General features: G+C 67.1%; 14 protein-coding genes and 1 riboswitch. Of the genes, 5 read left to right on the forward strand and 9 right to left on the reverse strand.

Annotated features, from left to right (window positions below; all coding sequences use genetic code 11):
* Positions 1 to 215: 215 nt before the first annotated feature.
* Positions 216 to 1268, forward strand: a complete 1053-nt coding sequence (locus R9B84_RS30205; protein ID WP_423761131.1) for an AI-2E family transporter — start codon at positions 216 to 218, stop codon at positions 1266 to 1268.
* Between the two features lie 66 nt (positions 1269 to 1334).
* On the opposite strand, the gene R9B84_RS30210 is transcribed toward R9B84_RS30205, so the two are convergent.
* The 6 genes from R9B84_RS30210 to R9B84_RS30235 form a co-directional block, all read right to left on the reverse strand.
* Positions 1335 to 1853, reverse strand: coding sequence for a thioesterase (locus tag R9B84_RS30210; protein ID WP_423761132.1), 519 nt, complete (start codon positions 1851 to 1853; stop codon positions 1335 to 1337).
* 208 nt (positions 1854 to 2061) lie between these two features.
* Positions 2062 to 3078, reverse strand: coding sequence for an NADP-dependent oxidoreductase (locus R9B84_RS30215; RefSeq protein ID WP_423761133.1), 1017 nt, complete (start codon positions 3076 to 3078; stop codon positions 2062 to 2064).
* Positions 3079 to 3115: 37 nt separating this feature from the next.
* Positions 3116 to 3904: an SDR family oxidoreductase gene (locus tag R9B84_RS30220; RefSeq protein WP_423761134.1), complete on the reverse strand. Its 789-nt coding sequence runs from the start codon at positions 3902 to 3904 to the stop codon at positions 3116 to 3118.
* Between the two features lie 451 nt (positions 3905 to 4355).
* On the reverse strand, positions 4356 to 4946 hold the full coding sequence (locus tag R9B84_RS30225) for a phosphatase PAP2 family protein (protein ID WP_423761135.1): 591 nt from the start codon (positions 4944 to 4946) through the stop codon (positions 4356 to 4358).
* 81 nt (positions 4947 to 5027) lie between these two features.
* The gene (locus tag R9B84_RS30230; RefSeq protein ID WP_423761136.1) at positions 5028 to 6344 is read right to left on the reverse strand and encodes an Nramp family divalent metal transporter; all 1317 of its coding nucleotides are present in this window, start codon (positions 6342 to 6344) and stop codon (positions 5028 to 5030) included.
* Complete coding sequence (locus R9B84_RS30235; RefSeq protein WP_423761137.1) at positions 6293 to 7357, reverse strand: helix-turn-helix domain-containing protein; 1065 nt, start codon at positions 7355 to 7357, stop codon at positions 6293 to 6295. The genes R9B84_RS30230 and R9B84_RS30235 overlap by 52 nt, the downstream gene beginning before the upstream one ends.
* Positions 7358 to 7859: 502 nt before the next feature.
* Here R9B84_RS30235 and R9B84_RS30240 point away from each other — a divergent pair.
* Both R9B84_RS30240 and R9B84_RS30245 read left to right on the forward strand, forming a co-directional pair.
* On the forward strand, positions 7860 to 8783 hold the full coding sequence (locus R9B84_RS30240) for a LysR family transcriptional regulator (RefSeq protein WP_423761138.1): 924 nt from the start codon (positions 7860 to 7862) through the stop codon (positions 8781 to 8783).
* A 97-nt stretch (positions 8784 to 8880) separates the two neighbouring features.
* The gene (locus R9B84_RS30245; protein WP_423761139.1) at positions 8881 to 9282 is read left to right on the forward strand and encodes an OsmC family protein; all 402 of its coding nucleotides are present in this window, start codon (positions 8881 to 8883) and stop codon (positions 9280 to 9282) included.
* 132 nt (positions 9283 to 9414) lie between these two features.
* On the opposite strand, the gene R9B84_RS30250 is transcribed toward R9B84_RS30245, so the two are convergent.
* Positions 9415 to 10296 carry a Dyp-type peroxidase gene (locus R9B84_RS30250; protein ID WP_423761140.1) on the reverse strand — a complete coding sequence of 294 codons (882 nt, stop codon included), beginning with the start codon at positions 10294 to 10296 and terminating at the stop codon, positions 9415 to 9417.
* A gap of 520 nt (positions 10297 to 10816) precedes the next feature.
* Here R9B84_RS30250 and R9B84_RS30255 point away from each other — a divergent pair.
* Both R9B84_RS30255 and R9B84_RS30260 read left to right on the forward strand, forming a co-directional pair.
* A complete protein-coding gene (locus R9B84_RS30255; RefSeq protein ID WP_423761141.1) occupies positions 10817 to 12679 on the forward strand; it encodes an ABC transporter ATP-binding protein in 1863 nt (620 codons plus the stop codon).
* A 209-nt stretch (positions 12680 to 12888) separates the two neighbouring features.
* Entirely contained in the window at positions 12889 to 13602 is a 714-nt protein-coding gene (locus R9B84_RS30260) for a riboflavin synthase subunit alpha (RefSeq protein ID WP_423761142.1), read from the forward strand.
* A 165-nt stretch (positions 13603 to 13767) separates the two neighbouring features.
* Here the strand turns inward: R9B84_RS30260 and R9B84_RS30265 are convergent, their stop codons facing one another.
* Positions 13768 to 14328: a shikimate kinase gene (locus R9B84_RS30265; RefSeq protein ID WP_423761143.1), complete on the reverse strand. Its 561-nt coding sequence runs from the start codon at positions 14326 to 14328 to the stop codon at positions 13768 to 13770.
* Between the two features lie 70 nt (positions 14329 to 14398).
* Positions 14399 to 15640, reverse strand: a complete 1242-nt coding sequence (locus R9B84_RS30270) for a voltage-gated chloride channel family protein (RefSeq protein WP_423761144.1) — start codon at positions 15638 to 15640, stop codon at positions 14399 to 14401.
* A gap of 79 nt (positions 15641 to 15719) precedes the next feature.
* Positions 15720 to 15823, reverse strand: a riboswitch (Fluoride riboswitch).
* Between the last annotated feature and the right edge of the window lie 2 nt (positions 15824 to 15825).

Consider the following 15825-nt stretch of genomic DNA (forward strand, 5'->3'; position numbering starts at 1 on the left):
CGCCGCGCTCGCTTCCCGGCAGCGCCGCGGCTCCGGCCGCGGCGTTTTCGCATGGGTCGCGCGCAGCGGCTATGATGGCGGCACCTTTGCGGGCATACTCCGGTTGGGCCGCCCGGCGGCGCGTTTCGCCGCGAACCCGTGACGTTCGCGAGCCGATCGCGCCCGAGGCAACGAGATTCAATCAAACCAAGCATCAATCTGCGCAAATGCCACCCATGGATAGCGGACACGATCACCAAAAATTCTTCTATTTCCTGCTGTTCGCGGTCACCGTCGGCATGTGCGGGATTCTCGCGCCGTTCTCCGGAGCGGTGTTCTGGGGCACCATTCTCGCGATCCTGTTCCAGCCGGTGCAGCGCTGGCTCGCTGCGCGCTTCGGCAAGCGGCGCAACCTGGCCGCGCTCGTGACGATGACGCTGATCGTCCTGATCGTGATCCTGCCGCTCGTGTTCGTCACCGCCACGCTCGTTCAGGAAATCGCGTACGTCTACCAGGAAATCAAGACCGCGCAGCCGAACTATTCGCAGTACTTCCAGGACCTCATCCACGCGCTGCCGGCCTCGATCCAGCGCCTGCTCGCGAAATACGGGCTGACCAACCTCCCCGGCATCCAGAAGAAGCTGACCGACGGCGCCGCGCAGATCAGCCAGTTCGCCGCGGCCCAGGCGTTCAGCATCGGCCAGAACACGTTCCAGTTCATCGTCAGCTTCGGCGTGATGCTGTACATGGTGTTCTTCCTGCTGCGCGACGGCGGCGAGATCGGCCGCCGCGTGCGCCGCGCGCTGCCGCTCGACGAGGACCACAAGAACCTGCTGCTCGCGAAGTTCACGACGGTCGTGCGCGCGACCGTGAAAGGCAACGTCGCGGTCGCGCTCGTGCAGGGCGCACTCGGCGGGCTGATCTTCTGGATCCTCGGCATCCAGGGCGTCGTGCTGTGGGGCGCGCTGATGGCGTTCCTGTCGCTGCTGCCCGCGATCGGCGCGAGCCTCGTGTGGATCCCGGCTGCGCTCTACTTCCTGGCGACCGGCGAGATCTGGAAATGCGTCATCCTCGTCGCGTTCTGCGTCGGCGTGATCGGCCTCGTCGACAACCTGCTGCGCCCGATCCTCGTCGGCAAGGACACGAAGATGCCTGACTGGGTCGTGCTGATCTCGACGCTCGGCGGGATGGCGCTGTTCGGCATCAACGGCTTCGTGATCGGGCCGCTCGTCGCCGCACTGTTCATGGCGAGTTGGGACATCTACGCGCGCGCCGAACAGGGCGAATGACGCCGCGCGCGGCTGCGTGCCACGCACCCGTCCGCCACCGCTCCATCCGCATGCACACGCCCTCCGTCACGGATGGCTAATCCTGATCACGACGGGCGCCACGGCGCCCGTCGCTTCATCCGCCGCGACGGTCATCACGCCGCCATACGGGCCCACGCGATGAACGCGGCCCGATACCAGCGACACGCTTCGATCGTCGTGCGCATCGCGCCACGTTGCGCGCACGCCTGAATCGGCATCCAGCGCGAACGGCGCACCGTCGGGCCCGACCAATGCCACATGAGCACCCGGCAAACGCCGGCCATGCGCATCGAACCGGAGCATCGCCGCAGCCCCGCTACCCACCGCGTCCCGTCCTTCGACAACCGCGCCCGACGGCGCGTCGAACGTCACGTCGTAGAGATCGACGAGCGCGCCGGTAAACCGCACGACGCCGTCCGACGCGGCCTGCCCGGCCGCCACCGCATTCGACATCGCCAGCACGGCGCCCAGCCCGATCGCCATCATCCGCACGGCACCGGCACACCGCACCGTTCGATTGCGCATCGCTGCTGCCGATACCGCCCGCTTCGCGGTGTTCCGCATGTTCCCTCTCCCCTGCCGCGTGACCAGAAAAAAAGGCGGCGTGACGCGTCGGTCACGCCGCCTGTTCGCTGGCAATCACTTTAGGGAGAGAGGCCGGAACAATATATGGGACAAGTCCTAAACTGAGGCTCGGTTGGTCGAACTCACCACGTTCGACAACATCTCGCGGCAACCCGCGACCGATAGCGCACGCCGAGCCGCAGGCCGGTCACGCGTCCGGATCGACGCGCAGCACGAGCTTGCCGCGATGGTCGCCGTCGAACAGGCGATTCAGCACGTCGGGCGCGTTTTCGAGACCGTCGGCAACGGTCTCCTCGGCCTTGAGCCGGCCGTCGCGCAGCCAGCCCGCGAGCGTCTGCACGGCTTCGCGGCTCTTGCGGTAATCGAGGATCAGGAAGCCGCGCATCGTCAGCCGCTTCGAGATCAGCACGCCGACGTCGTCGGCCGCGCGGCCGCTGTTGTAGTTCGAGATCACGCCGCACAACGCGACGCGCCCGCCGATCACCATCCGCGACAACACCGCGCGCATCACCTCGCCGCCGACATTCTCGAAGTTCACGTGCACGCCGTCCGGCGTCGCCGCCTTCAGTTGCTGACGGAAATCGTCGGCCTTGTAGTCGACGGCCGCGTCGAAGCCGAGCGTCTCGGTCAGGTAGCGGCACTTGTCCGCGCCGCCCGCGATGCCGACCACGCGCGCGCCGTGGATCTTGCCGATCTGCCCGGCGATCGAGCCGACCGACCCGGCCGCCGCCGACACGACGAGCGTCTCGCCGGGCTGCACCGGCGCGATGTCGGTCAACCCGTAGTACGCGGTCAGCCCGCTCATCCCGCACGCGCCGAGCAGCGTCGGCAGCGGCAGGCCCGACTGCGCGGGCAGCTTCACGAGCTGCTCGGCCTGGTCGGCCGGCACGACCGCATAGTCCTGCCAGCCGACGAGCCCCTGCACGAGATCGCCTTCCGCGAAACCGGCATGGCGCGACGCGACCACGCGCCCGATGCCGAGCGCGCGCATCACCTCGCCGATCGCGACGGGCGGCAGGTACTGCGGCACGTCGCTCATCCACACGCGGTTGGTCGGGTCCATCGACAGGTACAGCACGCGCACGAGCACCTCGCCGTCCGCGAGCGCCGGCACCGGCGTCTCGACGAGCGAGAAGTGTTCGCGGCCGACCCGCCCTTCCGGGCGCGTCTTCAGCAGCAGTTGGCGGTTCACGGGTGTCGACACGATGTTCTCCTCCGGTAGTTGTGATGCGGGATGCGCGTCAGACCGCGCACATGCCGCCGTCGATCACGAGTTCGGCGGCCGTCATGAAGCGGCTCTCGTCGGATGCGAGATACACGGCCGCATGCGCGACGTCGTCCGGCTCGCCGAGCCGGCGCAGCGGAATGCCGCGCGCGAGCTTGCGCGTCGCGTCGCGTTCGCCAAGCGTCTGGAACAGCGGCTCGACGATCCCCGTGCGGATGAACGCCGGGTGAATCGAGTTGCAGCGCACGTCGATCTCGCGGCGCGCGCAGTCGATCGCGACCGACTTCGTCAGCGACGCGACCGCCGCCTTCGACGCGTTGTATGCGGTGAAATCCGGCTCGACCTTGAACGCGGCGACCGACGAAATGTTGATGATCGACGCGGGGTGGCTCTCGGCCAGATACGACAGCGCGTGCTTGCAGCCGAGCACGATGCTCTCGACGTTGATCGCCATCACGCGCCGCCATTCGTCGAGCTCGATCTGTGCGGGCGAACCGATCGAGCCGACGCCCGCGTTGTTGACGAGCACCGACAGCCCGCCCATTGCATCGACCGCCTGCGCGAGCAGCGCCTGCCAGCGCGCTTCGTCGCGCACGTCCTGCGTCGCGGCGAACGCGACCGGCGTCGCGTGGCCCGCGTTGAGTTCCTGCGCGAACGCGTCGAGCACCGCCGCTTCGGCGATGTCGGTCAGGAACACGCGCGCGCCCTGCTCGACCATCCGGCGCGCGATCGCGCGGCCGAGGCCGCCCGCGGCGCCCGTGATGTATGCGCACTTGCCGGCGAGGCGCGGAGAAACGACTGTCATGTGAGTTGCTCCTGTCGTGAATCGTCGTCGCGGCATGCTGCCGCGACGGGGTTTCCGTGCATGTTGCGGCCGACGCATGCCGGTCGACGGTGCGTCGGCTTCATAAGATGCCGCACGGTTTCCGCGAGTATATCGAGACGAGCGTGACGCGCGCCGGGCAGCCGGCCGCGGTCGAACGACAGCCAGCGTACGCGAATGCCGCCAATCGATGAAATGAATATTCGTTATGCCCGGTCATAGATTCCATTCATGACCGTCGAGCGCCTGCACCCATGCGCAAAGCGGCACGGCCGATCCTGCGGACCGGCCGGTTCATTGACTGGGGGAATGACGGGCGATGCGTTCCGCAACGGGCAGGAAACGATCGGGAAAGGGAATCGTGCAACCGCCGGGAGATCGCCGGCGGCGACCTGGCGGCACCGAAACCCCGGGCCGCCGCAACCGGCAACTGTCAGAATCCGTCGCCCGACGGCGCGCGCACGAACGCGCAGAGTTGCGGCGAATGCGTATCGATCATCTGCTGGAACGGCGCGCGATGCCCGTACGCGATGCCCGACACGAGCAGCAGGCAGGCAGCCGCGATGCGCGGCGAGAACGCGCGCTGGCGCGCACCGTCGTAGCCGCGCAGGAACACCAGCGCGACCAGCGCGCCGAGCATCCAGCCGACGACGACTTCCGGAATCGTGTGCGAGTGATCGAACACGCGCGCGACGGCCGTGGCCGCGCCGACGGCCAGCCCGGCCGCGACGCCGGGCGCCTTGCCTGGCAGGAACGCCTGCCACAGCATCGACAGCGCGACCGTCCACACGGACGTCGACAACATCGTATGGCCGCTGATCACGCGGAAATCGAATTGGGGAATCTCGATGCCGCACCCGGCATACAGGATCTTGGTTGCGCCGACGAGGCCCATGCCGGCGGCCAGCAGCACGACCCAACGCACGGCGAGGCGCCAGTCGGTCAGCGCCAGCCACACTGCGCAGGTCAGCGCGATCGGCAAGGTCAGCGCGGCATCGCCGATGTTGCTGATTTCACTCCACATAACAGATGTCGGACGGCTATCGAAAGGCCGCAGTTTACCGCATGCGCGCAGCGCATCCGTGTCGGCCTGTGACAAGCTGTATCAGCCCGCCACACCGGTAATCAGCAGCAGGTTCGTGCCGGTGATGACGACGAACAGCGCCCACGCGGCGACCTGCATCTTGCGGCCGATCGCGTGCTCGCCCATCGTGTTGCGATCGCTGACCGACCGGATCAGCGGCCACATCGCGAACGGCAACTGCAGGCTCAGCAGCACCTGGCTCCAGACGAGCAGCTGCCCGACCGACCCGTCGCCGAGCCACAGCACGCCGATCAGCGCCGGCACGAGCGCGAGCCCGCGCGTGATCAGCCGGCGCTGGTAGCACGGGATTTTCGTGTGCAGGAAGCCGTCCATGATCACCTGGCCGGCGATCGTGCCGGTCAGCGTCGAGCTTTGCCCCGACGCGAGCAGTGCGATGCCGAACAGCAGCGCGGCCGCGCCGCCCGCGATCGGCGTAATCAGCTTGTAGGCCTGCTCGATGTCGGTCACGTTGTGCTGGCCCGTCGCGTGAAACGCCGCGCCCGCGACGACCAGGATCGCCGCGTTGACGAGCATCGCGACGAACAGCGACACGCAGGTATCGATGCGCACCAGCGCGAGCGTGTCGCGCACCACGCCGCGCGCGCCGCCGACGACGTGCCGCGTCTGCACGACCGACGAATGCAGATACAGGTTGTGCGGCATGATCGTCGCGCCGACGATGCCGAGCGCGAGCACGATCGCGTCCTTGCGGTCGTGGCCCGGATCGCCGGGCACGAGCCCGCCGACCACCGCGTGCCAGTCGGGCGGCGTGATCGCGACCTGCGCGACGAAGCAGAACGCCATCGTCGCGATCAGCCCGAGCACGATCGCCTCGATCTGCCGGAACCCCTTGCCCTGCAGGCCGAGCACGATCACCGTGTCGAGCGCGGTCAGCACGATCCCCCACGCCAGCGGCACGCCGAGCAGCAGCTTGAACGCGAGCGCGCAGCCGAGGACTTCCGCGATGTCGCACGCGATGATCGACACTTCGGCGGTGACCCACTGCACGATGCGGCCGAACCGGCCGTAGCGGTCGTAGCTGGCCTGCGCGAGATCCTTGCCGGCGACGAGGCCGAGCCGCGCCGCGAGCATCTGCAGGAAGATCGCCGCGACGCTCGAGAACGCGACGACCCACAACAGCGAATAGCCGAACTGCGAGCCGGCCTGGATGTCGGTCGCCCAGTTGCCGGGATCCATGTAGCCGATCGCGACGAGCAAGCCGGGGCCGAAGAAGCGCTTGAGCTTCAGCCAGCGCGACGCGCCGGCGTCGATCGTGATGCTGCCCTTTACTTCCGACGGGCAGAAAGGGGCGGTGGCGGTAGTGGGGAGGAAGGGCATGGAAACCGGGAATCGAGATCGCGACAGCACGATTCTACGGGTATCTGCCCCGTTTTCTCCCGAGCGTCGGCGCATGCGCCGTAACCTCCCCCGTCACCGTCGCAAAACGCGGCTGCGGGCCCGTCGTCCGCATCGGGCGATGCGGCGCCGTGGCTGAGGAGCTTTTCCCGCTCCGCGACGCGGAATTCGGTCGGCGACATCAGCAGGCGCTGGCGAAACAGCTTCGCGAGCCGCTCGCCGCTGCCGAACCCCGTGCGGCGCGCGACCTTGTCGGCCGGCAGCGTCGTATGGATCAGCATGTGGCATGCGCGCTCGAGCCGCACGTGCTGGACGAACTCGGTCGGCGTCACGCCGATCTCCTTCTTGAAGCGCCGCAGGAAATTGCGCTCGCTCATCGCGGCCGCCTGCGCGGCATCCGCGATCGAGATGCGGTTTACGCTCTGCGCGCGCAGCCGCTGCGCCGACATCCGGATCGACGGGCTCGCGCTCAGTTCGCGAAACGCCCACATCGACTGCGCATAGCGTTGTTCGACCGGCCGCAGCATGTTGCTGGCGATCTCCTGCGCGGCGCTGTCGCCGAGATCGGCGCGGAACATGTCGAGCGCGGCGGCGAACACATCGGTCTCGCCCGCCTGCAGTTCGACCGTCGCGGCGGTACGGCGCCCGGCCCGGCCGGGCCGCACGTCGATCTCCGCCGACGGCCGCTGCGTGGCCGCGAGCGACAGCAGGTCCATCGCGTCGACGATCCAGCGTGCGTGCCGGCGAATGTCGGTCAGGCGGCGCTGCAATGCGTCGTCCCAGTTGACGGCCGCGCGATCGCCATGAAGATGAAAGAACGCGAGCGCACGGCGGCCGTGCTCGTCGCCGAGCGGATCGGCCGCGATGCTCACACCGGACGACGACTGCAACAGCCCCCCGCTTTCGGATACGTACTTCAACTGGTAATCCGCACTGAACGCATTCAGGCGATTCGCCAGATTGAAAGCCTCGCCGAGACGCGCGGCCTGGGCCAACGAAAACCCCGTACTCAAATAGATAACGACCCACCTCTGATCTGCAGCATTCACTTGCCAGGCCCCCGACTTGTTTCGAATTCTTCTAATACCGTCGAACTGTCAGGCTTATATTTGGTTTGAATGCGTGCGACAGGACGGCTATCTCGAAATATAAAGCGACGGGATGTTAGCCGAACGGGTAGTGCCTTTGGCGCGAAATGGCCGACGTGGACAGCATGATGGCGGATTACTACAGACTGTCGCGGGCCACTGGTATGCCGACACGGAATCGCGCGTGTCGATGCAGCCGATCAGCGCAGCCGTCATGCGTCACGATGTGCGCGCTTCGTTTCGCTTCGTTTCGTTGCGTTGCGCATCGAACGAAGCTGCGGTCGCTTACCGGTCCGAACGGCATCGACATGCATCGAACGCCGTCGATCACCGCGCACGAAAACCCGCGCATCCGTTGCCTGTGCATCCTTTAGAATCGATCCACCGTTCACCACGCCACCCGCGCCCCGTGCCCGCCGATCACCGTCTCGACCTGAACCTGTTTCGCGTGCTCGACGCCGTCTACGTGTACGGCGGCATCGGCGCGGCCGCCCGCGCGCTGCATCTCACGCAGCCTGCGGTCACGCACGCGCTCAACCGGCTGCGTGTGCATTTCGACGATCCGCTGTTCGTGCGCCAGGGCAACCGCGTCGTGCCGACCGAACGCACGCGGTCGATCATCGCGGACGTCCAGTTGCACCTGAAGGGCCTGCAAGGCACAGCGCGCGATCCGTCGGCATTCGATCCCGCGACGCTCGACCTGAGCATCGCGGTCGGCATTCGCGACGTGCTCGAATCGATCGCGCTGCCGCGAATCGTCGCCGCGTTCGCCGACGAAGCGCCGGGCCTGCGGCTCGTGAGCCGACGTGTCGCGGTGTCCGACATCGAGCGCGAACTCGCATCGGGCAATCTCGATCTGGTCATCGATCGTCGCGTACAGACGGGCCCGCGCATCGCCACCGAACACCTGCTCGACGATTCGCTCGTCGTCGCGCTGCGCCGAGATCATCCGCTTGCGCGCGACCCGCTGCGGCGCGGCGACTATTTCGCGGCGCGGCATATCGCGGTGTCGTCGTTCGGCGAACCGCAATCGCTCGACGTATTGCTCGGCAGCGATGGGCGCTTCCGCGATATCCGGCTCACCTGCCAGCACTATTTCGCCGCCTGCCAGATCGCCGCGACCGGCGACCTGCTGGTCACGCTGCCGCACACCTGTGCGCTGCGGATGGCCGCGCTGCTGCCGATCGTCGTGCGACCGCTGCCGCTGCGGCTCAAGCCGTTCCCGCTGCTCGCGTACTGGCACGAATCTCGCGACACCGATCGCGCGCACCAGTGGGTGCGCGAACGCATCGCCGCACTCGTGCGCAGCAGCGCCGGCGTAGCGGACGCGTAGGCACGCTGCGTACGCCGTTACGATCGAAACGGTATGCTGACGGCTTCGCGCTGCCACGCGGCGCCCTGCTCCATATTCCGCTTACCGGAGACTTGCCATGTCGCTCATTCATGCCGCCGCCGTCCTCGATGCCGACGCGCCCGACTACGTCGTCCAGCTGCAGGCCGGCACGCATGCGCTGACCGGCGACGAAGCGCCGCGCGAAGGCGGCCAGGATCGCGGGCCGGCGCCGTACGAGTTCGTGCTTGCCGGTCTCGCGCAATGCACGGCCGCGACGCTGCGCATGTATATGCAGCGCAAGTCGTGGCCGGCCGCGCGCATCGACGTGCGCACCGAGCTGCATGCCGATCGCGAAGGCGCGCAATACGTGCGCCGCGTCGTGACGCTCGACGGCCCGCTCGACGATGCGCAACGCCAGCGCCTCGCGGAAATCTGCGAGAAGACGCCGGTGACGCAGTTCATCAAGCGCGGTACGCGGATCGAAACGACGTTGAAATGACGCGCACGGGTAGTGGTGCACGGCGAGTGGCGCGCGGCGCGCGGTGAGCAACACACGTTCGCCACCTGAAAAACAAAACGGGCGGGCCGCGCACGATGCGCGGCCCGCCCGTTCATCGAATTCAACAGGCGCTTACAGTCCGAGCGCGGACAGGTCCAGCTTGCCGCCCTTCATCGGCGGGCACCAGAAATATGCACCGGTCAGCGGCCGCGTGAAGCGGAACAGGCCGTCGACGATCCCGTCCTCCGCGCCGCTCATGCGGCGCATCTGCACGTCGAATGCGCGGAACGAGCAGCCGAACGCAACGAAGTAGAGGCCCGCGCGGCGCGCGTCCGACCACGGCGACGAACGGCGCAGCATGAACGCCTCCGGCTCGAAGCTTTCCTGCGCGGTGCGCTTCACGTGTGCGAACTCGGGCGCGTCGTCGAGCTCCTCGTTGTCCGAGCGGCGGCGCCCGATGATGTTGTCCATGTCGCCCGACGGAATGCGTTCCATCTGGTCGAAGTCGTGCAGCCATTGCTGGACCGCGACGAAGCTCGAACCGTCGAGCCCTGCGCCCTGCCCCGTCACGATCGCCGCGTCGAGCGCGTCTTCGCCGGTCGGGTTCTCGGTGCCGTCCTCGTAACCGGACAGGTCGCGATCGTTCGAATAGCGGAAGCCGTCGACGGCATCCTGCAGCGCGAACGCCGGCGCCAGCGCGCGTTCGATCGCCCGTGCGCGCAGCACGATCTCGCCGCGATCGTCGGCGCGCAGCCAGACCCACACGTCGGCCGGCGTGGCCGGCAGCGTGCGGTCCTTCACCGCGAACGCCGGGTAGTCGGTCAGGCCCGGAACCGGGCGCCCGAGGTGCGCCGCCAGCGCCTGTCCGAAACCGACGACCGTGTCGCGTCCGTCGACGATCTCGCGCAGCGCGGCCAGCGCCGCCGCCACATTGCCGTCATTCGAAATCGTGAAAGTGAGGTATCGGGCCGCCGTGTCGATCGGAGCCAGAATGCCTTGCTGAACGTCGCTCATCGTTTCCTCAGGAGTGTATCGGGGTGAATCTGCGAGGGCCGCATCGGCCGGCCGATCGTCGTGCCGGGCCGCGCCGGGACACACGCACCGTCGCGTGCCGCGGACGCCGAAGTGTAATCGATGCGCCCGCCGGCCCTTTGCGGAAAGCCCGCTAAAGAAGGACCGAAACCCTGAATACTAACCGTATCGACGCCGCAACGCCGCATTCGTCAGACGTTGCAGCGTGCAGAACACTACTGATAGAATCTTTACACGTCTTTTCGGCGTCCTTTCAACCGTTCACTTCAGGGGAGGTGCAGATGTTCCGAATGCCAGCAACCTTCCCGAACGTGGTCCCACGGCGTAGCTGATCCAGCCCGCCGTCCGCGCCGGCTCCCGAGTTTTCCGCTAACCCGCCAGCCGCGCTTTTCCCGACAGCCCGTTTCGTTTCGCCCGCGTTTTCCACGCGGCTCCGGCTGTTGCGTTTTCGACGTTCTCCGAACCGGAAAGTCCCGTCGCGCGATGCGCCGGGCAACGATAAATGACCAGAAAAAACACCCATCTGGGCGGCCACGCATTCAAGGCCGTCTTCGGCTTCACCATCCGCTACTGGCGCAAGCAGCCGGCGCGCATCGCCACGGTCGCGACCTTCGCGCTGCTCGCCGCGCTCGCCGACGTGCTCACGCCGCTGTTCGCCGGCCGCCTCGTCGACGCGCTGTCGACCGGCCTGACCGACCGCGCCACCGCATGGCATTCGGCCGTCGTCGCGTTCGGCACGCTCGCCGCGCTCGGCATCGGCGCGACGGTACTTCGGCAAGGCGTCTACCTGAACATCATCACGCTCACGCTGAAGATGATGAGCGAGGTCGCCGCCGCGTCGTTCCATCGCGTGCAGCGCTTCTCGACCGACTGGCACGCGAACAGCTTCGCCGGTTCGACCGTGCGCAAGATCACGCGCGGGATCTGGGCGCTCGACCTGCTGAACGACACCGTGCTGATCGCGCTGCTGCCGTCGGTCACGATGCTGGTCGGCGCGACCGTGCTGCTCGGCACGCACTGGCCCGTAATGGGGCTCGTCGTCGGCGCGGGCTCGCTGCTGTATATCGCGGTGACGGTCGCCGTGTCGCTCGGCATCGTCGCGCCGGCCGCGCGGCTCGGCAACCTGTGGGATACGCGCATGGGCGGCGCGCTCGCCGATGCCGTGAGCTGCAACGCGGTCGTCAAGGCGTTCGGCGCGGAAACGCGCGAGGAAGCGCGGCTCGCGCGCGTGATCGGCAAGTGGCGGCAGCGCACGCGCCGCACGTGGGTGCGCGGCACGTTCAACGGCGGGTTGCAGGGCGCGATGCTCGTCGCGATGCAGGCCGCGATGATCGGCGTTGCGCTGCGGCTGTGGGCGAACGACGAGGCGAGCGTCGGCGACATTGCGTTCGCGCTGACGATGTTCTTCATGTTGCAGGGTTACCTGCGCGACGTCGGCATGCACATCCGCAACCTGCAGCGTTCGGTGAACGACATGGAGGAGCTCGTCGCGCTCGAACGGCAGCCGCTCGGCATCGACGATCGCCCCGGCGCGCCGGCCATCCGGATCGGCCAAGGCGAGATCCGCTTCGAGCACGTGACGTTCCGCTACGGCAACCATCCGGTGCCGCTGTACGACGATTTCTCGATGCGGATCGCGCCCGGCGAGCGCGTGGGCCTCGTCGGCCACTCGGGGTCGGGCAAGACGACGTTCATCAAGCTGATCCAGCGCCTGTACGACGTGTCGGGCGGCCGCATCACGATCGACGGGCAGGACATCGCGCGCGTGCGGCAGGATTCGCTGCGCGGCCAGATCGCGATCGTCCAGCAGGAGCCCGTGCTGTTCCACCGCACGCTCGCGGAGAACATCGCGTATGCGCGCCCCGATGCGAGCCGCGCGGACATCGAGCACGCCGCTCGGCTCGCCAGCGCGCACGATTTCATCGCCACGCTGCCGGACGGTTATGACACGCTCGTCGGCGAACGCGGGATCAAGCTGTCGGGCGGCGAGCGCCAGCGCGTCGCGATCGCGCGCGCGTTCCTCGCCGATGCGCCGATCCTGATCCTCGACGAAGCGACGTCGAGCCTCGACAGCGAAAGCGAGCTGCTGATCCAGCAGGCGATGGAGCGGTTGATGGTCGGCCGTACGACACTCGTCGTCGCGCACCGGCTGTCGACCGTGCGCGCGCTCGACCGGCTGCTCGTGCTCGATCGCGGCAAGGTGATCGAGGAAGGCAACCACGACGCGCTGATCCGCATCGACGGCGGCATCTACCGCCGGCTGTTCGAGCGGCAGGCGCTGGAGCTCGCGAAGGGGTTGATCGATTCGCCGCGGCGCACGGCGGACGACGCCGCCGGGCCGCTGGGCGAGCCGGTCGAGGCGTAACGCAAGCGTGTCGCGATGCGGCCCGGCGGTGCGGTCGTCACCGCCGGGCCGTGTCGACCCGACCGGATTCGGATCGAGGCCGTGCCACGTGCACGGCCTTTTTCTCGTCTGCGGATATCGCCGACTACCCCTGAGCCGCACCCTGCGGAGCCGCCTTTTCCGGGATCACTTATCATGTCGGCCAGGAAATTTGCGACGAGGGATCGATCATGTTTACAGGAATTGTCCAGGGCGTTGGCGTCATCAAGACCATCAAGGATCACGGGGAGCTGAGAACCTTCAGCATCGAATTCCCCGAGCGGTTTACCGACGACATCGAGATCGGCGCCAGCGTCTCGGTCGACGGCGTGTGCCTGACGGTGACGACCATCCATTCGCCGGAGCTGATCGACTTCGACGTGATGTTGCCGAGCCTGAAGATCACCACGCTGGCCGATCTGGCGACTGGCTCGCGGATCAACGTGGAGCGGGCCGCGAAGGACGGCGCGGAAATCGGCGGGCATCCGCTGTCCGGCCATGTCGACTTCCCGGGGACCATCCTGCACATCGCGTCGTCCGAACACAACCGGATGATTCGCATCGGCGTGCCGGCCGATTTCAAACGCTATGTGTTCGCGAAGGGCTATATCGCGATCAACGGCTGCAGCCTCACGGTTTCGGACGTCAATCGCGACGAAGGCTGGTTTGAAATCTGGCTGATTCCGGAAACGCGCCGCGCGACGACCTTCGATGCGAAGGGCGTCAACGACAAGGTCAACATCGAGATCGAGCGAAGCACCCAGGTCGTCGTCGATACGATCCGCGAATCGGTCCAGGAAACGCTCGGCGAATTGACCGGCATCGTCACGGCGCTGCTGGCGGAAAAAGGCGTCGATATCGAGGAGCTGCTGGCCCGCAACGTCGCGCGACTGCCGAAGAAGTAACGGATGCCGGCGTGCCAGGTGATCCGCTGGATCACCGGGTACCGGCTGCCGTCGGAAAACACCTCGACCCACGGTTCGGATACGTCGAACGTCAGAGGACGAATTTAAGGGTAGCGCGCAATCACTCCCCGGATTGCGGGTTACCACGATGCGTCGATCGAACGCTCATGAGCGTTCGATCGACGGCAAGGACGCCACGATAAAGCGCTCGATGTCAGCCGCAACTCGCTCGGGTGATCCGTTGCTCGCAAACCGTTTGCAGCTCAGGCGCATGAACGCAGGAAATCGATCGCAGATTTTGCGCATCTCGCTTGCTTCGTCCGCGTTCAGATACGGTCTCGACATCTGACGGTCCACAACCAGTTTCGCGCAGCTTTCGAGATCGAACGCAGGCAACAGAAGGGCCGTGAGCGTGTCCTCCTCGATACACCGGCAAACTGCCGAATAGGTCGGCGTGACATTCGCCGGATACAGCATGAACCCGGACGAAACCGCACAAATCGTGGGCGCCGAAATCCCGCGTTTGAGTTGCTCGTATAACCGGACGTTGTGCGCTGCGTATTCGACATATCCGTGGTCCCGGATGAAGTCGGCGATGCTCCCGTGCGACGCCAGGAAGCATTGATCCACATCGAGGAACCGCCAGTTCAAGCGATCTGCGACGATTGCCCCGACGGTTGTTTTTCCGGCGCCTCCCGGCCCGATGAGATGCGCAAGCAACGACACGTTCAACCTCCGACATAGCATGTATCAGGTTCCCGGAAGGTCCGCGACGAATCCGCTTTCCACACCCGCCTCACTCCACCTCAGCCTGCGCCCCCTTCCCCACCGCGACGCGTTGCGCGCGATAAATCCCCGCGTGCCCTGAAAACAGATACGCGACGACGCACGCGACGATCGCATACACGCCAATATCCGCGCCGAACAGTTCGATCGCCATGATCGTCGACGCGATCGGCGTGTTGGCCGCGCCCGCGAACACCGCGACGAAGCCGAGCCCCGCGAGCACGGGCACCGGCAGCGCCAGCACCTGGCCGAGCGCGTTGCCGAGCGTCGCGCCGATGTAGAACAGCGGCGTCACCTCGCCGCCCTTGAACCCCGATGCAAGCGTGACGACGGTGAACGCGAACTTGCCCGCGAAATCGTAGAGCGGCAGCGGACCGTGAAACGCGGCCTCGATCGTCGGAATGCCGAGGCCGATGTATTGCGGCACGTTCAGCACGGTGGCCGCCGCCGCGACCAGCAGGCCGCCGAGCACCGGCTGCAGCGGCGCATAGCGGACGATGCGCCGGAACCACGCGGTCAGCGCATGCGTCGCAAACGCGAACAGCCGGCCGACGACGCCGAACGCGATGCCCGCGACGACCGTCACGGCCAGCCCCGTCGCCGATACAGCCGGCACGAACGGAATCGCATAGGCCGTGTGATGCACGCCCCACGCGCGACACACGACGTCCGCGACGATCGCCGAAGCGACGCAGGTCAGCAGCGCGTCGTACCGCACGCGCCCGATCGCGAGCACTTCGAGCCCGAACACGGCGCCCGCGAGCGGCGTGCCGAACACCGACGCGAAACCGGCCGCGATGCCGCCCATCAGCAGCACGCGGCGATGCTCGCGATCGAGGCGGAACACGTGCGTGACGCGATCGGCAAGCGCGCCGCCCATCTGCACGGCCGTACCCTCGCGGCCGGCCGAGCCGCCGAACAGGTGCGTGACGACGGTCGCGACGAGTACGAGCGGCGCCATCCGCTTCGGCACGAGCGCCTTCGGGTCGTGAATCTCGTCGATCAGCAAGTTGTTGCCGCGCGCGACGGACTGGCCGAAACGATGGTAGACCCACCCGGTCGCGAAACCGGCGGCCGGCAGCCCCCACAGCAGCCACGGATGCGCGACGCGCGTGCCGGTCGCCCAGTCGAGCGCGATCAGGAACAGCGCGGAAGCCGTGCCGGCCAGCGCGCCGAGCAGGGCCGAGAGAGCGAGCCAGCGGCACACGTAGCGCACGGTCGCGAGAAGATCGGCAGAAGTCGTGAAAAACATGATTTCCAGATTCGACAGAACATCAAAACCTGGGCGGCAGAATACCGCATGGACGGCCTGCGACCTCCTGACAACCCAGGAACACGCAGGCATCATCAGCCGGGCAAACCGGCGGTTGAGGGCCGCACCGCACGCAACGCGCCGGGAACGACCGCAGGGAGGCATGCCATCTCCGCAGGCCGGAA

The sequence above is a fragment of the Burkholderia sp. NLJ2 genome (assembly GCF_049487195.1).
Taxonomy (GTDB): domain Bacteria; phylum Pseudomonadota; class Gammaproteobacteria; order Burkholderiales; family Burkholderiaceae; genus Burkholderia; species Burkholderia pyrrocinia.

Coding starts and splice junctions, on each gene's coding strand:
- R9B84_RS30205 (WP_423761131.1), top strand. CDS start 216: ATGGATAGCGGACACGATCACCAAAAATTCTTCTATTTCCTGCTGTTC.
- R9B84_RS30210 (WP_423761132.1), bottom strand. CDS start 1,853: ATGCGGAACACCGCGAAGCGGGCGGTATCGGCAGCAGCGATGCGCAAT.
- R9B84_RS30220 (WP_423761134.1), bottom strand. CDS start 3,904: ATGACAGTCGTTTCTCCGCGCCTCGCCGGCAAGTGCGCATACATCACG.
- R9B84_RS30225 (WP_423761135.1), bottom strand. CDS start 4,946: ATGTGGAGTGAAATCAGCAACATCGGCGATGCCGCGCTGACCTTGCCG.
- R9B84_RS30230 (WP_423761136.1), bottom strand. CDS start 6,344: ATGCCCTTCCTCCCCACTACCGCCACCGCCCCTTTCTGCCCGTCGGAA.
- R9B84_RS30245 (WP_423761139.1), top strand. CDS start 8,881: ATGTCGCTCATTCATGCCGCCGCCGTCCTCGATGCCGACGCGCCCGAC.
- R9B84_RS30250 (WP_423761140.1), bottom strand. CDS start 10,296: ATGAGCGACGTTCAGCAAGGCATTCTGGCTCCGATCGACACGGCGGCC.
- R9B84_RS30255 (WP_423761141.1), top strand. CDS start 10,817: ATGACCAGAAAAAACACCCATCTGGGCGGCCACGCATTCAAGGCCGTC.
- R9B84_RS30260 (WP_423761142.1), top strand. CDS start 12,889: ATGTTTACAGGAATTGTCCAGGGCGTTGGCGTCATCAAGACCATCAAG.
- R9B84_RS30270 (WP_423761144.1), bottom strand. CDS start 15,640: ATGTTTTTCACGACTTCTGCCGATCTTCTCGCGACCGTGCGCTACGTG.